The organism is Kitasatospora sp. cg17-2 (assembly GCF_054031055.1).
The window spans coordinates 7,194,029-7,214,462 of record NZ_CM132923.1; the positions used below are offsets into that span (position 1 = coordinate 7,194,029).

The window sequence follows — 20,434 nt, forward strand, 5'->3', positions numbered from 1 at the left end:
TCGGCCTTCCGGGTCGGGAGGTGCTCGGGGGTGGGGGTCGGGCTCAGGCTTCGTAGGCGAGGAGCAGCCGCGCGATGCCGGCCAGGCGGCCGTCGTTGGCGGCGTCGCGGGCGGTGAACCAGGCGGCCTGCCCGGCCGCGGTCGGGCGGTCGAAGAGCATGCTCGGCGGGACGGTCAGCCGGAAGACCTCGGTCAGCTGCGAGGCGACCTTCATCGCCGTGACCGATTCGGCGCCGAGGGCGAACACGTCGGTGTGGACGCCGATGGTGTCGCGGGCCAGGGCGTCGGCCCAGAGTTCGACCAGCAGCTCCGCGAACGGCGCGGCGGCGGAGTCGAGGGCGGCGGAGGAGTCGGGGGTGACGGCGGGGGCGGGGTCGCGCTCCCGGAGCACGGCCGCGTACGCGGCGTCGAGGTCCTGCGGCAGCGGCCGCCCGGCCAGCGTGAGCCGGTCGACCTTGCCGCTGGGGGTCAGCGGCAGGGTGGTGACGGCGACGCAGGCGAACGGCACCATGTACCCGGGCAGGGTCCGCGCCAGCTCGGCGCGCAGCGTCCGCGGCGGGACGTCGTGGCCCTCGGCGAGCCGGTAGTAGGCGACGAGCTGCTTCTCTGTCGCCCCGTCCCGCACCACGACGACGGCGTCGGCCAGCCCCTCCTGGGCCAGCACCTGCGCCTCGACCTCGCCGAGCTCGACCCGGAAGCCGCGGACCTTGATCTGCCCGTCCCGGCGGCCGAAGTAGTGGATCCGGCCGTCCGGCAGCCGGGTTCCGAAGTCGCCGGTGCGGTAGACCCGGTCGGGGGCGGTCCCGGCTCCGGCCGGGTCGCGGACCACGAAGCGTTCGGCGGTCAGGTCGGGCCGGCCCAGGTAGCCGTCGGCCAGCGGCACGCCGGAGACGCAGATCTCGCCGGGCACACCGTCCGGAAGGGGTTGCAGCCGGGCGTCGAGGATCTCCACCACCGAGCGGTCGATCGGGTGTCCGATCGCGGGCAGCTCGGGCCAGTCGGCCGGGTCGGCGGGCAGGCGCTCGGCCGTGACGACATGGGTCTCGGAGGGGCCGTACTGGTTCTCCAGCGACGCGCCGGTGTGCCGGAAGAACTCGCGCACCAGGGGGCTGACGAGCAGTTGCTCCCCCGCCGTGATGACCTCGCGCAGGGCCGAGGGGTAGCGGCCGAGGCGCGAGGACGCCTCGGCGAGCTGCTGGAGGGCGACGAAGGGCAGGACCAGCCGGTGCACGTTCCGCTCGCCCAGCCAGTCGACCAGTCGGTCCGGGTCGCGGCGGACGTCGTCGGTGATCAGCACCAGGGTGCCGCCGGTGCCCCAGGTGGCGAACATCTCCTGGAAGGCGCCGTCGAAGCTGAAGGCCGCGAACTGGAGGGTGTTCCAGCCGGGGCCGGCCTCCGAGTGCCGGGACTGCCAGTCCAGCAGGGCCGCCAGCGGCCGGTGCGGCATGGCGACGCCCTTGGGCACCCCGGTCGAGCCGGAGGTGTAGATGACGTAGCAGAGGTCCGCGGTGCTGCCCGCGGCGCGCGGCACGACCGGGTGGGACGGCAGCGCCGGTGCGTCGACCGGCGTCCCGTACAGGTCGATCACCCGGACGCCCTCGGGGACGCTGAGCGTGCCCTCGATCCCGGCCGGGCCGATCAGGACCTCGGCGCCGCTGTCGGCGAGCATGTGGTCCAGCCGCTCGCGGGGGTAGGCCGCGTCGAGCGGTACGTAGCCGGCGCCGCTCTTGAGGATCCCCAGCAGGGCGACGATCAGCTCGGGGCAGCGCGGTCCGGAGAGCGCGACCACCCGGGCGGTGCCGATCCGGTCGGCGTACCGGTCGGCGGCGGCCCTCAGCTCCGCGTAGGTCATCTCGCCGCCGTCCCAGCGCAGTGCCGGGGCGTCGGGGTACCGGGCGGCGGTGCGGTCGAACAGCCCGTGCGCGGTGATGTCCCACCCGTCGGCGTCGGCCCCGGACGCGGCCCCGGACGTGGCCCGGGCCTCGGCCCCGGACGCGGCCGGGTCGGGAGCCGGGGCGGTCCGGGCCGGTACCAGGGGCAGCAGGCCGATCGGTGTCCGCGGGTCGCGGACCGCCGCCCGCAGCAGCTCCAGGTAGGCCGCGACGATGCGTCCGGCCGTGCCGGGCCCGTGGCGCAGGCCGTCGTACGTCAGCGAGCCGCGGCGGTCGTGCTCCGGGTCGAGGGCGAACACGAGGTCCAGCGGGAGGTCCCCGCCGCCGCCGAGCAGGACCGCCGCCCGGCAGCAGTCCTCGACGGCGGTGCCGACCGGCTCGCCGATCGCGAACTCGCCGCCGGCCGAGGCCCGCAGCTCCGCGGCGGCCCGCGAGGCGACGTCCGCGAACGCGAGGTCCGCGAACGTGGTGTCCGGGGAGGAGGTGTCCGGGGAGGAGGTGCCCGAGAACGAGGCGCCCGGGTCGAGCGGGCCCCGCAGCGGGGCCCAGGAGCCGTCCGCCCCGGCACCGACCACGACCTCCCCGACCCCGGTGTTCTCCCAGGGCGAGGCGACCCGGTACAGCAGCGTCCGCAGCCCGGCGGCCAGGATCGCGAGCACCGGGACGCCCTGCTCCCGGGCGGCGGCCGCGAGGCCCTCGGCGAGGTCGTCCGGGATCCCGAACTCCAGCCTCGGACGCCGCTGTTCGGTCGGCGGCTCCGACCGGCCCCGCTCGGCGGGCCAGCCGGTGGCGGACGGTGCGCCCCGGAGCCGGTCGAGCAGTGCGGCGCGCGCGGCGGCGGAGGCCGGCGGCGCCGGGGCCGGGTCGAACGGCGTGGTCCTCGACGGTGCGGCCGTCGACGGTGTGGTGGTCATCGGGTCCCGTTCCCTTCGTTGTCGCGGCCGGCGGTGGCGCGTCGCGACCTCGCCAGCAGGGCGCTCCGCGCGCCGGACGGCCGTGCCGCGACGGCCGGCGCCGCCGGTGCCGCCGGGGCCGGGGCCGTGGGCGGGTCCGCGGAGAGTGCGGTGGCCAGGTCGTGCACGGTCGGATGGGTGAAGAGCAGCAGCGCGGCGACGGGCCGCTCCAGCACCTGGGTCAGCCGGGTCCTGGCCCGGGCCAGCAGCAGCGAGTCGCCGCCGATCTCGAAGAAGTTGTCGTGGGTGCCGACGGCGTCGAGGCCGAGCAGGTCGCACCAGACGGCCGCGATCTCCCGTTCCAGTCGCGACACCGGGGCGACCCGGGCCGCGCCGGCGTTCCGGTCGCGCGGCGGCTCCGGCAGCTTCAGATGGTCGATCTTGCCGTTGCCGTTGAGCGGCAGCGCGGCCAGCGGCACGATCACCGCCGGAACCATGAACTCCGGCAGGACCTCGGCCAGTCGGCGCCGCAGCGCGGACGGGTCCAGCTCGTCGGCGGTGAGCGGCGCGGCGGGCTCGACGTAGCCGACCAGGCGCAGCGGCCCGGGCCCGGGATCGCTGCGGCGCGCCGTGACGACGCCCCGGCCGACGCCGGGCAGCCGTTCCAGCCGGGCCTCGATCTCGGGCAGCTCGATCCGGTGGCCGCGCACCTTCACCTGGCGGTCGATCCGGCCGAGGTAGTCCAGGGTGCCGTCGGGCAGCCGGCGCACGAGGTCGCCGGTGCGGTAGAGGCGGGCGCCGGGCCTGGTGGTGAACGGGTCGGGCAGGAACTTCTGCTCCGTCAGCTCGGGGCGGCGCAGATAGCCCAGCCCCACCCCGAGGCCGCCGACGAACAGCTCGCCGGGCACGCCGACCGGTACGGGGTGCAGCCGCTCGTCCAGGACGTGCGAGGTGGTACCGGCGACCGAGGTGCCGATGGTCGGCCGGCGCTCGCCGTCCAGGCGGACGTGGGTGCACCAGATGGTGATCTCGGTGGGGCCGTAGATGTTGAAGAGCCGGCGGTTCGGCGCCCACAGCGGGCCCAGCTCCGGCGGGAACGCCTCGCCGCCGACCAGGACGGTGCGCAGTCCCGGCACGTCCTCCGGCCGGGTCACCGCGAGCGCCGACGGCGGCAGGAACGCCATCGTCACGCCGTAGCGGCGGACGGTCTCGGCCAGGTCGGAGCCGGGCAGCATCCGGTCGCGGGGCACCACGCACAGCCGGCCGCCGTGCGCGAGGGCGAGCGTGAAGTCCAGCACCGAGCCGTCGAAGCTCGGCGAGGAGAACTGGATCACCGTGTCCGGCGCCTCCGGGTCGACGAACTCCAGCTCGGCGTTGGCCGAGTTGACCACGCCGCGGTGGTGCAGCACGACGCCCTTGGGCCGGCCGGTGGAGCCGGAGGTGAAGACGATGTAGGCCGGGTCGGCCGGTCCGGTGCTCCGGGCGGGCCGGGTGTCGGGGTACCGGCCGAGCGGGTCCTCGGGGCCGCCCAGGCGGACCACGGGCAGCCCGTCGGCGCCGGGCGGGTCGGTCCGGCCGGCCCGGGTGACCAGGGCCTTGATCCCGGTGTCCTCGATCATCAGGGCCAGCCGTTCGGCCGGGTAGGCGGTGTCCAGCGGCACGTAGGCCGCCCCGGCCTTGAGCACGCCGAGGAAGGCGACCGGCAGGTCCTGGCAGCGGTCGAGCGCGACACCCACGGCGCTGCCGGGGCCGACCCCGATCGCGGCGAGGTGGTGGGCGAGCCGGTTGGCCCGGGCTTCGAGGGCGGCGTAGCTGAGTTCGCCCTCGGCGCCGACCACGGCGAGCCGCTCGGGCTCCCGGTCCGCCCAACGCTCGAACAGGGCCGGGACGTCCGCGGCCAGCGGCTCGGGCAGGCCGGTGTCGTTCCAGCGGTCGAGCTGGGCGAGTTCCCCGGCGGTCATCAGCTCCAGGTCGGCGACGGCGGTGTCCGGCTCGGCCAGCGCGGCCCGGAGCAGGGTGCCCAGATGGCCGAGGAAGCGGCTCACGGTGTCCGCGCCGTAGAGGCCGGTGTTGAACTCGGCGGTGCCCCGGTAGCCGCCGCCGGCATCGGCCCCGGCGTGTTCGAGGATGACGGACAGGTCCTGGATCGCGCCCCCGCCGTGCACGGGCAGCGGGGTGAGGTCCGCGCCCGGCAGGCCGAGGGCGGTCTCGACGTCCTGGAGGACGAACAGCAGCTGGACGACGGGGTCGTGGCTGGGGTCCCGGTCCGGGCGCAGCAGCGTCACGAGGTCCTCGAACGGGAAGTCCTGGTGCTCCTGCGCCTGGCTGATGGTGCGGTGGGCGGCGCGGGCCAGGTCGAGGAACGTGGTGTCCGCGCCGACGCGCAGGCGCAGCGGCACCAGGTTGACGAAGCAGCCGACGGTCCTGGCGAACTCCGGGCGGACGCGGTTGGCGACGGGCGAGCCGATGATCATGTCGTCGCGGCCGGTGTGCCGGTGGACGACCGAGGCGAACGCGGCCAGCAGGGTCGCGTAGGCGGTGACGCCGTGCCGCCGGGTGAACTCGGTGACCCGCTGCTCGACCTCGGCGGGCCAGGCGAAGGCGAGTTCGGCCCCGTCCGGCCGGCGCTGCGCGGGCCTGGTCCGGTCGGTGGGGAGGTCCAGCAGGGTGGGGGCGCCGTCGAGTTCGCCGCGCCAGTAGTCGGCGAGCCGCTCGCGGCGGGCGCCGGTCAGCTGCTCGGACTGCCAGGCGGCGAAGTCCAGGAACTGGACCTCGGGCGCCGGCGTGGTGGCGGGGCGGTTCTCGGTGCGGGCGGTGTACGCCTCGGCCAGTTCGGCGAACAGCTGCTCCAGGCTCCAGCCGTCGCAGACGATGTGGTGCACGGTCAGTACGAGCGCGGCCGACGGGGTGCCCGGGGCGATCAGGCGCGCCCGCAGAAGCGGGCCGGCGGACAGGTCGAAGGGCGCCCGGGCCTCGGCGTCGACCCGCGCGGCGGCCCAGGCCGGCAGGTCGGCGGGGGCGGTGGGTCCGGCGGCGGCGTCCTCGGGCCGTTCGACGGCCAGCCGCACGGCGAGCGCGGGCAGCACCCGCTGCCGGGGCTGCTCCTCGTGCACGTCGACGACGGTGCGCAGGGCCTCGTGGCGGGCGACGAGGTCGCCCAGCGCCGCTTCGAGCACGGCGGCGTCGAGCTCGCCGCCGACCCGGAAGGCGTAGGACAGGTTGTAGACGGCGTTGTCGGGGTGGAGCTGCGACAGCAGCCACATCCGCCGCTGGGTCGCCGACAGCGGCGCGCCCGCCTCGGTGCGCCGGACCAGCGGGACGGGCGCGGTCGCGGCCGGTCCGTCCGGGCCCGGCACGTCGGTGCGCCCGGCGGCGGCGGTGGCGGCGGCCCAGCCGTCGAGGAAGGCGGACAGCAGGGCGACGGTCGGGTGGTCGAACAGGGCCCGGGCGGTGATCGGCAGCCGGAACTCGGCGGCCAGCAGGGAGGCGGCCCGGACGGCGCTGAGCGAGTGGCCGCCGACGGCGAAGAAGTCGTCGTCGACGCCGGGCGGCGCCTGCTCCAGGACGGTCCGCCAGATCTCGGCGACGCGCGGCTGGGTGGGGCCGGACGGCTGCCGGCGGGGGGCGTCGGAGCGGCCCGGGGCCACCGGGGCCCGGCGGTCGTCGGCCGGGACGGTCGAGGCGGATGCGGACGCGGACGCGGAGACGGCGGCTGCGGCCTCGGCCCTGGCGGCCTCGACGGCGGCGGCGAGTTCGGCCGGCCACGGCGCGTCGGCCGTCGGGCTGTCGGGGGAGGAGGTCAGGTCTTCGAGCAGGCCGACGAAACCGGCCGCGACGGCGGCGGCGGTGTCGGCGTCCAGCACACCCGTCCGGTGGCGCAGCCAGCCCCGCATGCCGGTGGGCAGGTCGGCGAGCTGGATCTCGACCTCGTACAGCGAGCGGCGGGGGAGCGGCTCGCTCGCCTCGACCAGCAGCGGGCCGACGGCGGTCGGCGGGTCGAGCGGCTGGATGCCGCCCAGCAGCACCTGGAACAGCGGGTGCGTCTCGGGCCGACGGGCCGGGGCCAGCCGCTCGACCACCTGGCGGAACGGAAGGTCGGCGTCGTCGAAGGCCGACAGCGTCGCCTCGCGGGCCACCCGCAGGGCGTCGCGCCAGGTCACCGCGGCGGACAGCCGCACGCGCAGCGCGGCCTGGTTGGCGAGGAAGCCCGCGGTGTCGCGGGAGTCGGCGTCCCGGCGGCCGACGACGGTGCCGACGACCGCGTCCCCGTGGCCCGAGGCGCGCTGCAGCAGGACGGACAGCGCGGTGAGCCAGACCATGAACGGGGTGGCGCGCTCCTCCGCCGCGAGGGCGCGGACGGCTTCGGCCAGCCGGGCCGGCACCTCGACCGGGAGCACCGCCGCGGCGTAGGGGTCGCCCTGGACGGGGCGCCCGAAGGACGGCCAGCGGTCGGCGGCGGCCGGCAGCCCGGCCAGCTCGGCGGCCCGGAGGTCCAGTCGACGGGCCGCGTCGGGCCCGTCGGCGGCGGCGCGGTTCCGGTCGGCCGCCGCGGCCAGCGAGGGCGGCGGGGTCGGCAGGTCCTCGCCGCGCAGCGCCGCCACCAGGTCGGCGTGGAACAGCTGGAAGGTCCGGCCGTCGGCGACGATGTGGTGCACGACGGCCAGCAGCCGGTGCCGCTGTCCGGCCACCCGGGCCAGCGTGAAGCGGGCCGGCGGGCCGTGCTCCAGGTCGAACGGCCGGTGGGTCTCGCGGTCGGCGAGCTCCTCCCAGCGCTGCTCGGCGCCGGGCCCGGGCACGGTGGCGTCCGGGTCCGTACCGGGGTCGGTCAGATCGACCAGGTCGAGCGTCCCGGTGAACTCGGGCTCGACCACCAGGACCGGCGTACCGGCGGGCCCGGCCGGGAAGCGGGCGCGCAGCGCCTCGTGGCGGCGGCCGAGGGCCCGGACGGCGTGCGCCGCGGTGTCCGGGTCGAGCGGCCCGGTCAGATCGACGACCAGGGCGAGCTGGTGGACCCGGGCCTCGGGCGTGGTGAGGTCGAACAGCCAGATGTCCTCCTGCCCGGCGTCCGGCCGGTCGGTCCGGGTCGCGGCCGCCGGAGCGGCGTCGAGCGGGGCGAGTCCGGCCTCCTGGTGGACGCGCCGGAGGCTCTCGGCGGAGAACCGGCCGGCGCGGGCGCCCGGCCGAGTGTGCAGCTCGGTCATGAGGTGATCACGGCTCCGATCTCGGAGGTCTCGGGGGTCCCGGGGGTTCCGGCGGTCCCGGCGGTCTCGGTGCTCCCGGCGCTGTCGGCGTGCAGGAGGACGTCCAGGGGCGCGCCGTCGGGCGACCCGGTGCTGCCGCCCGCCGCGGGCGAACGGAGGAAGTCGACGGCCGCGTGGTTGCGGCCGGTGTCGCGGTAGCCGAAGACGATCCGGTCGGCCCCCATGGCCCGCGCGTGCGCGGCGATCTCACGCATCGCCTGGACCTCGACACCCTTGCCCATGGCCGGGCAGGAGATGACGAACGCCTCGACGACGCAGTCCTGGCCGTCCTTGGCCAGCGCCAGCACGACGCTGGGGCCGAGGTCGCCGAGGCGGTCCCGGACCCGGCCGAGCCGCAGCACCCGGTCGCCGCCGGCGGCCGCCGCGTCCACCTCGGCGGGCGTCATCGGCACTCCGAGGGTGAACTCCTTGGAGGCCACCAGCATGTCGTTGACCTTGGCGAGTTCGGCGCCCCGGGGCGGCCGGAAGTCGGTCTCGACGCCCAGCCCGGCGATGAAGGAGGCCAGCGACAGGGTGCCGGCGGGCTGCTCGGGCGCGCCCCCGTCGGGGCCGTCCTCCTGGGGCCGGGCCGTCCGGGCCGGCGCGCCGGGCACCGGCAGCCGGTCGAAGACGCCGGCGGCGGCCAGCAGCGACGGCCAGGCCGCCGCCTCCGGGCCCAGGTCCACCGTCTCGTCGGGGCCGCCGCCGACCGGCCGCACGGTGACGGTCAGCCGGTCCTCCCGGCGTCGCAGCAGGGCGATGTCCCGTGCGGCCAGGCCGAGTCCGGCGGCCAGGTCGCGCACCTGGCGGTCGGGCCCGAGCTCGTCGAACCGCCAGTCCGCCAGCAGGGCCGGAACCGCCGGATCGGCGGCGACGAGCTCCCGCCACGCCGCGACCGCGTCCGGACCGCCGAGCACGTGCGAGGGCACTCCGGCGGCCGACAGCCACCGCAGCACGCCGCCGAGCCCGTCGACGTCCTCGGCGTCGACGAGGCCGTCCAGGTCCAGCGCCGCCGCGTGGCAGGTGTCGCCCGCCCGCAGCCGCAGCACGTGGGCGATCCGCGCCCCGAGGTGGTGGAAGACCTCCTCGCGGTAGGGGACCTTCGCGTACTGGTACAGCGCCGGGTGGTGCGCCCTGGCGGTGCCGAGCGAGCGCAGCACCGCTTCGAGGTCGACCAGGTGGACGTTGGGCCGGTCGGCCAGCGCGGCCCGCACGGCCTCGCGGGCGGCCGAGGCGGCCGCGGTGCGGCCGTCGGACCAGCAGTCGCCCGCCACGCCCAGCGGATCGGCCGCCGGCAGTCCGGGGAGCACCACGACCAGCGTCGCGCCCCAGCGGGTCGCCGCCTCGTACGCGACCCCGGTGACGGCCGGCAGCCCGGTGGCCCAGGCGCCGTCCTCCAGCTCCTCCAGGCGCTGCGCGACCACCAGCACGTCCAGACCGGCCCGGGCGGAGCCGCTCTCCGGGTCCAGGCACTCCTGGACGATCCGGTTGTACGGCGCGACGTGGACGTCCGGGCGCCCGTAGGCCCCGGTGAGCGCGGTGGCGAGATAGGGCACGAGCGGGTCGGCCGTGTAGCTGGCCATGATCCCGACGCGCGGTCCGCCGGGCGGCCCGGTGCGCTCGGCCGCCTGGTGGGCGGCCCGCAGCGCACGCAGGTCGACCGGGACGTCGATGAGGGGCAAAGGCATGATCGTCCTTCCGTCGGCGCCCGGACCCGGCCGGGATGCCGGTGGTCTCCAGGGCCTGCTTGACCTCGGCGAGGGAACGGACCGCCGTCAGGGAGTGGGGGAACGGTGGCCGCGGGAGGCCGTGGGGGTGGTGCGCGTCAGTGGCGGTACCCGGCGGGCGGCGCTCACGGGGCCGACCCCGCGGCCCCCTTGGCGGCCAGGAGTCCGCGCAGCGCGCCGACGCTGGTGTGGCCCTTGATCTCCCGGCTGCTGAAGGCCACACCGAAGTGCTCCTCCAGCACGACCACGACCTCGATGTGCTTCAGGCTCGTCCAGGCGGCGTGGGCGCCGGGGCCGGAGTCCTCGGACAGCTCGGTCCCCGGCACCCCCAGGACCTCGGCGACCAGACCGATCAGCCGGCCGGTCAGTCGGTCGGTCCGCTGCTCGCTCGACTGCTCGGTCGACGGCTCGGTCGACGGCTGGGTCGACTGCTCGGCGGCGCTCATCGGCGGGCCGCCCGTCGGGTGCGCGGGGCCGGGGACGACGCGGCGTCGGGACGCGTGGGTCGGGAGGGCATGGTCGGATCCACCTCTCATCGGGACTCGGATGTCGCGGGACGGGGGAACGGGAGCGGCCCCGGTCACCGGGCGAGGGCGCGGAACCGGTCGGCGATCCGCTCGCCGAGCGCCTGCACGGTGGCGGCGTCGTGGATGCTGCGCCGGTAGTAGATCTGCAGGACCAGCGCGCCGTCGACGATGGCCGGCATCAGGTCGAGCAGGTAGGGCCAGGTGCAGGCGCCGTCCTGGCACGGGCCGACCGGGTCGGGGCAGTGCCCGAACAGGGTGGTGTGCGCGGAGGTCTGCTCGAAGCCGGACTCGCCCATGTAGTTGAAGGTGAACTGCGGCTGCTCGCCCCCGGCCAGCGCGGCCCGCAGTTCGGGGTCGGCGTGCTGGTGGACCAGCACCGAGTAGCCGAGGCCGGCGTCGGGGACGACCGACAGCTGGCGGTGCACCGACTGCACCAGGGCGACGCCCTCGGTGTCGCCGACGTCGATGCCGATCGGGAAGTAGATCTGGAACCAGCCCACCGTCCGGACCAGGTCGAGGTCCGGGAAGCGCTGGGGCCGTCCGTGACCGGCGACCGCGAACCGGCAGGAGTCGGCGCCGGTCCACTCGCTCAGGACCGCGGCCGAGGCGGCGAAGACGGCGTCCGAGAGGCTGGCCCGCGCCGCGACGGCGAGCCGCTGCACCGCGGCCGTCTCCTCGGCGCTCACCCGCACCTCGGCGGTCTCCATGTAGGCCATCTCCCGGGAGCCGCCCTCGTGGTCGACCGGTACGACCGGCCTGCGGGCGCCCTCCGGGAAGGGGGCGACCTGCTCCAGCCAGAACGGCACCTCGGTGAGCAGCTCCTCGCCGGCCGCGTACTCCTCGATCCGGTCGGTCCAGTCGCGGAACGACGTGGTCTTCGGCGGCAGTCGCAGCGGCTGCCCGGCGAGGGCCTGCTCGGTGAGGGTGGTGAGGTCCTCCAGCACCAGGCCCCGGGACATGCCGTCCACGACCAGGTGGTGGCACATGATCAGCAGCCGGTCCGGCTCGCCGTCGGTGTGCAGGTGCAGCACCCGCAGCGAAGGCCCGTGCTCCAGGTCGAGGCTGCCCTGCAGCGCGGTGGCCAGCTCCTCGGCCCGCGCGGCGCGCTCCCCGGCCGGGATCCCGGTCAGGTCGACGCGTTCGAACGGCACCTCCATGCCGGTGGGCTCCGACCACTGCCGCCACGTGCCGTCCGCGCCGCGGGCGAAGCGCAGCCGGAGCGCGTCGTGGTGGTCCACCAGGACGCGCAGCGCACGCTCCAGGTGGTCGGCGGAAACACCCTGACGGACCGTCAAGTAGTAGGGGTGGTTGTAGTAGTCGGGGTCGCCGGTGGTGCCGACCGGGTTGTTGAAGAACCAGTGCTGGGCCGGGGCCAGGGCGACCGGTCCGACCACCGGACCCTGGTCGGCGACGACCACCGGGGCCGCGTCGGCCTCGGCCAGCTCGGCGACCGACGCCGCCTCCAGGACGGCCCGGGGCGACAGGCTGATGCCGTGCCGGGCGGCCTGGGAGACGACCTGGATCGCGGTCATCGAGTCGCCGCCGAGCGCCAGGAAGTTGTCGGAGAGACCGACCCGGTCGGTGCCGAGCAGTCGGGCGAGGATCTCGGTCAGCTGCCGTTCGCGGTCGGAGCGCGGCTCGACGTACTCGCCCCGGGAGACGCGCCAGCGGGCCCGGTCCACGGCCGCGTGGATGCCGGCCGCGTCCGACAGTTCGGCCAGGATGCGCAGCCCGGCGGCGGCGCCGACGACCGGCGCGGCGGCGTCGCGGGCGCTGTCGGGGTCGGCCTCGGAGTTCCGTTCCACCGGGAACAGCGGCTCGTCGAGGGCCCACAGGTGGTCCAGGACCTGGCGCGCGCCCTCCGCGTCCCGGGGGACGGCGACCGCGAGCACGCCCGGGAAGCGGGAGTCGAGCCGCCCGCAGAGTCCGGCGTCCGGGTCCAGCACGAGGCAGTCGGCCGGGTCGACGGTCCCGTCGGCGACCGCCTCCGCGAACCGGGTCTCCAGATCCGTAGCCGGTTCCTCGGTGGAGTCCCCGGTGGAGCCTCCGGCGAGCCAGGAGGCCGCGTCCGGGTCGGGCAGCAGGTCCGGACGGGCGGCGAGCGCGGCCCGAACGGCGGGCCCGGCGCCGGCGAACACCAGCGACCGGCCCCGGGCGGCCGCCCGCCGCAGCGCCCGGGCGACGAGCGCGGCGGAGTCGTGGCCCTCGGCCCGGTCGTCCCTGCCGAGCCCCAGCAGGCGGTCCGGGGCCACCAGGACGGTGCCGCGCGGTTCGGTGCTCAGGACGGCGCGGGCCAGCACCGTGGCCAGCACGGTGGTGAACTCCGGGGTGTACGGCATGTGCGCGAGCCGGTCGGCGTGCTCGTCGTCGCGCCGGTCCACCGGGTACCGGTCGGCGAGCAGTGCGACATCGAGCACGCGCACCTCGGGCAGGGACGCGGCGAGCCGGGTGAGCCGTGCGGTCAGTCCGCGCCCCAGGGCGGCCCACGGCTCCGCCGACCAGCCGGGCGAGGCCGGGCAGACGGCTATCAGGAGCGGTGTCCGGGACCAGGCGCGGTGGCCGAGCAGGGCGGCGTGCAGATCGGCGAAGGCCGTTTCGAGGTCGCGCACGACGGCGTCGAAGCGGGTGGGACCGTCCGCGCGGGCCGGAGCATCGGTACGGGCCGGAGCGTCGGCGGCCCCGGCGAGGGCCCGCGGGTCGTGGCCGAGGTGGCGGACCGAGTCCTCCCAGCGCAGCAGCACGGTGTTCACCGGCGCCCCGGCCGTGCCGAAGGCGGCGTTCGGGTCGAGCAGTTGCTGCACGACCTGCGCGTACGGCGCGAAGGGCACCTTGGCCGGCCGGCCGAACAGGTCCAGCCAGAAGCCGAGCGCCGGGCCGCCCGACTCGGCGGTGAAGCTGGCCGCGACGGCGGTGCGCGGGGCGGCGGCGGGGCCGGACTCCGGTTCGGCCCCGGTGCCCGGCGGGATCTCCGGGATCCGGCAGTCCTCGGGGAAGGCGAGGTCGCCGCTGCGGGCCCCGGCGTCCTCGGCGATCGCCGCCAGCAGGCCGGCGTAGGCGTCCAGCAGCGCCGCGGCCCCGGCGGGCGAGTACAGCCCGGTCTGGTAGTCCAGGGTGATCAGGAGCTCGTCGCCCTCGGCGTCGATGCTGAACAGCAGCTCGAACTCGGTCCCGGCCCGGAGCCAGGTCAGCTGGGTCGGGGTGAAGCCGTCGAAGGCGGGCAGGCTGTCGTCGCCGTCGACGAAGTTGAACAGCGTCTGGAACAGCGGCTGGCGGCCGGGGGCGCGGGCGGCGCGGACCGCCGAGACGATGTTCTCGAACGGCAGCCGCTGGACGGAGCGGGCGTCCAGGATCGCCCGGTGGGTGGCCGCGACCCGGTCGGCGACGGTCAGTTCGCCGCTCCCGGACAGCCGGATCGGCACCAGGTCGGCGAAGTCGCCCACGATGTCGGACAGTCCGGGGTACTCGCGGTTGGCGTTGAGGGTGCCGACCACGAACTCGTCGCGGCCGCCGGCGCGGGCGGCCAGCAGGTGGAACGCGGTGAGCGCGAGGCTGAACAGCGGCACCTCCAGCCGGCGTCCGGCGGCGCGCAGCCGGGCGGCCGGACCGGCGTCGAGGCGCCGGGTCACCACGCCGCTGTCCGAACCGATGTCCCCGGTGTGCGGGAAGTCGGTCGGCAGCGAGGAGACCGCCGGGGCGTCCCGCAGGATCTCCCGCCAGCGGGTCTCGTGCTCGCGTCCGCCCGGCCCGGCCAGCCAGTCCTGCTGCCAGTGCGCGTAGTCGGCGAACTGCACCCGCAGCTCCGGCAGTTCCGGGGTGCCGCCGGAGCGGGCGGCCCGGTAGAGCTCGGCCAGGTCGCGCACGACGACGGCCCAGGAGCGGTTGTCGGTGACCGCGTGGTGCATGGCCATCGACAGGTAGTGGGTGCTCGGCCCGGCCGCGAACAGCCGGAACCTGGTCAGCGGGCCCCGGTCGAGCTCGAAGGTCTCCTCGGCGGCGTCGCGCAGCAGGCGCTCGGCCTCGGCGGCCCGGTCGGGACCCTCGGGGACGGTCACCGTCGGCGGGAACACCTCGCTGTCCCACGCGGCCGCGTCGGGCACGATGCGCAGCACCGGCACGCCCTCGCCGCCCTCGACGATCGTGGTCCGCAGCGACTCGTGGCGCCGGACGAGCGCCGCGACGGCCGTGCGCAGCGCCGCCTCGTCGAGCTCGCCGTCGAGCCGCAGCGGGAAGGCGCTGTTGTGGAGCAGCCCGGCGCCGTGCACCTGGGCCAGCGTCCACAGCCGGCGCTGGGTGGAGGAGGGTTCGAGCACCCGGTCGCGCGGCACCGGCACCGGGCCGTCGTCGCGCACTCCGGGCGCCGCGGCGTCGACGAGGTGGGCGAGGTGGCCGAGGGTCGGTCCGCGGAAGAGCTCGAACGGCTCCACCGAGCGGTCGAACTCGGTCTTGATGCGGGTCAGCAGCTCGATGGCGAGGAAGGAGTGGCCGCCGAGGGCGAAGAAGCTGTCGTCCAGGCCGACGCGGTCGACCTTGAGGGTCTGCTGCCACATCGCGGCCAGCCGGCGTTCGGTGTCGGTGGCGGGCTCGCGGAATCCGCCCGCGCCCGGCAGTCCGGCCCCGGCGGCCGGTCCGCCGTCGGCGGGGCCGGACGCCTCGGCGACGTCGACCGGTCCGGCGGCCCCGGCGGCCAGCCGGGAGGGCCAGACCGGGGTGAGCTCGACCGGTCGGCCGTCCTCGTCGCGGACGGTCAGCGGCAGCAGCTCGCGCACCACGGAGGCGCCGAGCAGGGCGTAGAACCCGGCCCCGGCGTAGGGGACGGCGTCCAGTCCGTCGAGGAAGTCCGCGTCCTCCTGGTCCTCGTCGAAGCCGCCGGTCCCCGCGTCGCCGTCGGTCTTCGGTGCCTCGGCCCGCGCGGTGCGGATCCGGACGTCGGACCAGCGCCGGCAGGCCTCCGCCAGCCGGCGGGCCGCCCCGTCGAAGACCTCGGTGCCCTGCCAGCGGGCCCAGGTCGCGGACGGCGGGCAGAGCACGATCGTCAGCGGGTCCTCGGACCAGGCCCGGTAGGCGGACAGGGCGTCGCAGAGCTCGACCAGGCCCCGGTCCAGGGCCGCGCCGACCTCCTCGGGATCGCGCCGGTCCCGCACCGCACCGGCCTTGACGAGGTCCTCCCAGCGCAGCAGCGCGACGTGCGCGGCGCCGGGGTTCAGGCCGAACACGCCGTTCAGCGCGCGCAGTCGGCCGGCCAGCGGGCCGGGCTCGGAGGACACCTCGAAGTCCGGTCCGAGGCCCGCGTGCCGGGCCCAGGCGCGGAGCACCGGGACCACCGGCTCGACCGGGAACGAGGCCGCCAGCGCGACCCGTCCGGAGCGGGCCGGGGCGAGCCGGGTCCACGGCGTGTCGGGGGCGGCGGCGACGGCGCGCGCCACGTCGGCGAACCGGCCGGTCAGGTCGGCGATCGCCTCGGCGGTGAACAGGTCGGTGTTGTAGCGGAGTTCGCCTTCGAAGCAGCCGTCGGCGCGGCGTTCCATGTTCAGGAACAGGTCGAAGTCGGTGACGCCGTTGTCGCGGGTCTCCACGGTGAACGCCGGGACGGCGTCGTCGAAGCGGGCCGGGACGACCTCGTGGAAGCCGAACATGACCTGGAACAGCGGGTTGCGGGACGGGTCGCGCGGCGGGGCGAGCACTTCGACGACCTTGGCGTACGGGACCTCCTGGTCCCCGTAGGCCCGGCCGGCCTCCTCGTGCGCCGCGCGCAGCAGGTCGCGGTAGGTGGCCGAGGCCGCCGGGGCCATCCGCAGCACCTGGATGTCGGCGAAGCAGCCGATCATCGGCTCCAGTTCGGGGCGGGTGCGCCCCGCCACCGGGGAGCCGACGACCAGTTCGGCGTCCTGCGAGGCGCGGGAGAGCAGGATCGTCAGGACGCCGAGCAGGGCGACGAAGGGCGTGGTGCCCTCGGCCCGGGCCAGGGCGGCGAGGTCCCCGCTGGTCCCGGCGTCCAGGACGAGGGGCGTCAGGGCGCCGTTGTGGGTCTGGAGCGCCGGCCGGGGCCGGTCGGCGGGCAGGTCGAGGACGAACGGGGCGCCGGTGAGGCGGTCGCGGACCGAGGCGAGGGCGCGCTCCCGGCGTTCCCCGGCGGCCCGCTCGCGCGCCCACAGCGAGAAGTCCGGGTACTGGACCGGCAGGGCGTCGAGCTTCGCCGGACGGTCCCCGGTGTCGGCGCGGTAGGCCTCGACGAGTTCGCCCACGAGGACGGAGGTGGACCAGCCGTCGAAGGCGATGTGGTGGACGACGACCTGGAGCAGCCGCTCCTCGTCGCCGACCGGGAACAGCGCGGCGGACAGCAGCCGTCCGGTGACCAGGTCGAGCCTGGTGCGGGCGTGCCGGAGCAGGGCCGCGTCGAGCTCCGGCGCGGCCCCGGCGGCACCGTTCTCCGCGGCACCGTCCTCCAGGGCGCCGTCCTCGACGGACACCGTGACCGGCCCGGCGGGGACGACGCGCTGGCGCGGTCCCTCGGGCCCGGCCACGAAGGCGGTGCGCAGCGCCTCGTGGCGGTCCACGACCACGGCCAGCGCGCGTTCCAGGGCCGGGTGGTCCACGGCGCCGCGGATCCGGATCGAGACGGTGATGTTGAGCGCCGGGTTGCCCGGGTCGAGCTGGTCCTGGAAGTAGAGGCGCTCCTGCGCCGGGCTGAGCGGGACCAGCTCCAGGCCGGGGTCGCGGGGGCGCAGCCGGCCGGCCGCGTTCGCGGCGAGCTTCTCGGCGCGCAGTCGGGCGAGGAGCGCGGCGCGGGTGTCCGCCGACATCTCCTGGGCGGGCTCACGGACGGTCTCGGTCATCGGACACCCTCGTTCCGGGGGTCGGCCGAAGCATCGGCGGCGGGCTGTGACGGGGACGGGGAAGGGGACGGTGACTGGCTGTCGAGATAGGCGTTCATCAGCTCCTCGTCGGCGTAGTCGCACAGCGCGGCCACGGTCGGCGCCTTCATCACGGCGCCGAGCGGGAGTTCGACGCCGAGGACGTCGAGCAGCCGGGACACCACCCGGGTGGCCAGCAGGGAGTGGCCGCCGAGCTCGAAGAAGTCGTCGTGGACGCCGATGTCGGCGATGCCGAGCAGGTCGCCCCAGATCTGTGCGACGGCCTCCTCCCGCTCGTCGCGGGGCGCGACGAAGGGGGTGGCCAGCTGCCGGGGGTGCGCGGCCGGGGCCGGGGCGGCGGTTCCGGTGAGCGGCTCGGACGGCAGCGGGGCGGCCGCGGCGCCGGCCGTGGGCGGAGCCGGCCGGGCGGACGGCGCCTCGACCCAGTAGCGGCCGCGTTCGAACGGGTAGGTGGGCAACTCGGCCCGACCGCGCGGGTCGTGGCGCCAGTAACCGGTCCAGTCCGGCTCCGTCCCGGTGAGCCACAGCCGGGCCAGGGCCTCGGCGGCGGTCCGGTCGGCCGGGTCGGGGCGGCCGGGCGCGGGCAGGCTGTTGACCACGAGGTTCCCCGCCAGCCCGGGGTGCTGCCGGGCCAGGGTGGTCAGGGCGGTGCCCGGTCCGACCTCGACCAGCGCCAGCGGTCCGGTCTCGGCCAGGGTCGCCAGGCCCTCGCCGAAGCGGACCCGCCCGCGCAGGTGCCGCACCCAGTAGTCGGGCGAGGTGGCCTGCTCGCCGGTGATCCACGTCCCGGACAGGTTGGAGACGAACGGCAGCTCCGGCTCCGCGAGCGGGACGGCGGCCACCAGGGCGCGGAAGTCCGCCAGGACCGGGTCCATCGCGGGGGAGTGGAAGGCGTGCGAGGTGTGCAGCGGACGGACCGCGACCCCCTCGGCGGCCAGCGTCCGTTCGACGGCGTCCAGCGCCTCGGCCGGTCCGGACAGCACGGTGAGGGACGGGGCGTTGGACGCGGCGATCGCCACCTCGCCCCCGGTGAAGCGCTCGGCCTGCTCGGCCGGCAGCGCGACCGACAGCATCCGGCCCGGCGGCAGCGCCTGCATCAGACGCCCGCGCAGGGCGACCAGGCGCAGCGCGTCCGGGAGCCGCATGGTGCCGGCCAGGCAGGCGGCCACGTACTCGCCGACGCTGTGTCCGATCATCGCCGCGGGCCGGACGCCCCAGGACTCCCAGAGCCGGGCGAGGGCGTACTCGACCGCGAACAGGGCGGGCTGGGCGAACTCGGTCCGGCGCAGCGGCTCGGCGTCGGCGGCGTCGGTGGGGTCGGCCGCGGCGTCACCGAGGACGAGGTCGCGCAGGTCCCGGCCGAGGGTCGGCCGGAGCAGGTCCGCGCAGGTGTCGAAGGTCTCGCGGTACACGGGTTCGGTGCGGTAGAGCCCCGCGCCCATGCCGAGGTGCTGGGCACCCTGGCCGGAGAACATGAACACCAGGTCGCGGCGCCCGGTCCCGGCCCGGCCGGCCAGCGCCGTCGGCGATCCGGGGGCGAGCGCGGCGGCCGCCGCAGCGGTGGAGTCCGCGGTCACGGCCAGCCGGTGCGCGAAGGCGGTCCGGCCGAGCTGGAGGGTGAACGCGGTGTCGGCGAGCCCGGCGGCGTCCGCTTCGGCCTGCGCCTCCGTTCCGGCGTCCGCTTCCGTTCCGGTACCCGCCCCGGCGAGCAGCCGCTCGCGCAGCCGCTCCCTGGCGGTGTCCAGCGCGCTCGCGGTGCGGGCCGAGAGCAGGATCAGCTGCCGCTCGCGGACCGGCGCACCGGCCGGGGCCGGGTCGGGCGCCTCCTGGAGGATGACGTGCGCGTTGGTGCCGCCCATGCCGAAGCCGCTCACCGCCCCCAGCCGCCGTCCGCCGCGCGGCCGCTCCCAGACCCGCTCGGCGGTCGGCACCTCGAACGGGCTGCCGGCCAGGTCGATACCGGGGTTCGGCTCGCCGAAGTACGGACTCGGCGGCACCACGGCGTGCTTCAGGGCCAGCACCACCTTGAGGAACCCGGTGATGCCGGCGGCCGCGTCCAGATGCCCGGTCAGGGCCTTGACCGAGCCCAGGGCGCACCGCCCGTCGCGCTCGGGGTCGCGCCCGGCGAAGGCCTCGGCGAGCGCCGCGAACTCGATCGGGTCGCCCAGCGGCGTGGCGGTGCCGTGCGCCTCCAGGTAGCCGATGTCGGCCGGGTGGACGCCGGCGAGGTCCTGGGCGGCCCGCAGCACGGCGGACTGGCCCTGCACGCTGGGCGCGGTGAACCCGACCTTGCGGCGGCCGTCGTTGTTGAGGGCAGTGGCCTTGATCACGGCGTGCACCTTGTCGCCGTCCGCGAGCGCGGCGGCCAGCGGCTTGAGCACCGCCGCGCCGACGCCGTTGCCGCTCACGGTGCCCGCGCTCCGGGCGTCGAAGGGCAGGCACTCGCCGTCGGGGGAGAGGATGCCGTTCCCGCGCCCGTCGTGGAGGGACAGCTGCGGCAGGCGCACCGAGGCGCCCCCGGCCACCGCGATCTCGCAGTCGCCGGCGAGCAGGGCCTGACAGGCGAGGTGGATCGCGACCAGGGAGGTCGAGCAGGCGGTCTGCACCGACAGCGCCGGACCGGAGAGGTCCAGGTGGTAGGCCACCCGGGTGGCCAGGGTGTCGGTCATGTTGCCGAGCAGCTGCTCCTCGCGCAGCTCGGCCAGGCCCGGATCGGGCAGCAGATGGCGGATCAGATAGGTGCTCAGACTGGCCCCGGCGTAGACGCCGGTGACCGGCCGCCCGACCGGGGAGCCGTATCCGGCCCCCTCCAGGGCGGTCCAGGCGCACTCCAGGAAGACCCGCTGCTGGGGGTCGAGCAGCTCGGCCTCGCGGGGGCTGTAGCCGAAGAACGCCGCGTCGAAGAGCTCGGCCCCGTCCAGCACCCCGCCGGCGAGCACGGCGGCCGGGGCGGCCGGTGCGGTCGGGGTGCCGGGGGCCGAACCGGCGGCGCCGGGTCCGGGGACCGGTTCGGTCCGCACGGTTCGCCGTCCGGCCCGGACGACGGACCAGAACCGGTCCAGATCGGGCGCCCCGGGAAAGGAGCCCGCCATGCCGATCACCGCGATGTCGAGGTCACCGGCTCCGTGGGCTTCGGCACCGGTGCCGGAATTGTCGTTCGCATCGGAGTTGTCGGCTCCACCGTTCCCGTAAAGGCCGTCGTCGCTCGTGCCTGATGCCTCGTGGCGCACCGCCGTCCCCTCCCTCGTGGATTGGTCTGTGGCTCGCCGAGGAAGCTATCCGA

General features: G+C 76.4%; 6 protein-coding genes. All 6 read right to left on the minus strand.

Annotated features, from left to right (window positions below; translation table 11 throughout):
- Window positions 1–43: 43 nt before the first annotated feature.
- The 6 genes from ACW14Y_RS30325 to ACW14Y_RS30350 all read right to left on the minus strand — a co-directional run bounded on the left by ACW14Y_RS30325 (window position 44) and on the right by ACW14Y_RS30350 (window position 20,381).
- Entirely contained in the window at window positions 44–2,806 is a 2,763-nt protein-coding gene (locus tag ACW14Y_RS30325; RefSeq protein ID WP_456984044.1) for a non-ribosomal peptide synthetase, read from the minus strand.
- A complete protein-coding gene (locus ACW14Y_RS30330; RefSeq protein WP_456984046.1) occupies window positions 2,803–7,986 on the minus strand; it encodes an amino acid adenylation domain-containing protein in 5,184 nt (1,727 codons plus the stop codon). Before ACW14Y_RS30330 ends, ACW14Y_RS30325 begins: the two co-directional genes overlap by 4 nt.
- A complete protein-coding gene (locus ACW14Y_RS30335) occupies window positions 7,983–9,713 on the minus strand; it encodes a hypothetical protein (RefSeq protein ID WP_456984048.1) in 1,731 nt (576 codons plus the stop codon). The genes ACW14Y_RS30330 and ACW14Y_RS30335 overlap by 4 nt, the downstream gene beginning before the upstream one ends.
- A 164-nt stretch (window positions 9,714–9,877) precedes the next feature.
- Window positions 9,878–10,198 (minus strand): acyl carrier protein, encoded by a 321-nt coding sequence (locus ACW14Y_RS30340; RefSeq protein ID WP_456984049.1) that lies wholly within the window; start codon window positions 10,196–10,198, stop codon window positions 9,878–9,880.
- Between the two features lie 134 nt (window positions 10,199–10,332).
- Window positions 10,333–17,112 (minus strand): condensation domain-containing protein, encoded by a 6,780-nt coding sequence (locus ACW14Y_RS30345; RefSeq protein WP_456984051.1) that lies wholly within the window; start codon window positions 17,110–17,112, stop codon window positions 10,333–10,335.
- Window positions 17,109–20,381: a type I polyketide synthase gene (locus ACW14Y_RS30350; RefSeq protein ID WP_456984052.1), complete on the minus strand. Its 3,273-nt coding sequence runs from the start codon at window positions 20,379–20,381 to the stop codon at window positions 17,109–17,111. Before ACW14Y_RS30350 ends, ACW14Y_RS30345 begins: the two co-directional genes overlap by 4 nt.
- Window positions 20,382–20,434 lie beyond the last annotated feature (53 nt).

Coding starts and splice junctions, on each gene's coding strand:
- ACW14Y_RS30325 (WP_456984044.1), bottom strand. CDS start 2,806: ATGACCACCACACCGTCGACGGCCGCACCGTCGAGGACCACGCCGTTC.
- ACW14Y_RS30330 (WP_456984046.1), bottom strand. CDS start 7,986: ATGACCGAGCTGCACACTCGGCCGGGCGCCCGCGCCGGCCGGTTCTCC.
- ACW14Y_RS30335 (WP_456984048.1), bottom strand. CDS start 9,713: ATGCCTTTGCCCCTCATCGACGTCCCGGTCGACCTGCGTGCGCTGCGG.
- ACW14Y_RS30340 (WP_456984049.1), bottom strand. CDS start 10,198: ATGAGCGCCGCCGAGCAGTCGACCCAGCCGTCGACCGAGCCGTCGACC.
- ACW14Y_RS30345 (WP_456984051.1), bottom strand. CDS start 17,112: ATGACCGAGACCGTCCGTGAGCCCGCCCAGGAGATGTCGGCGGACACC.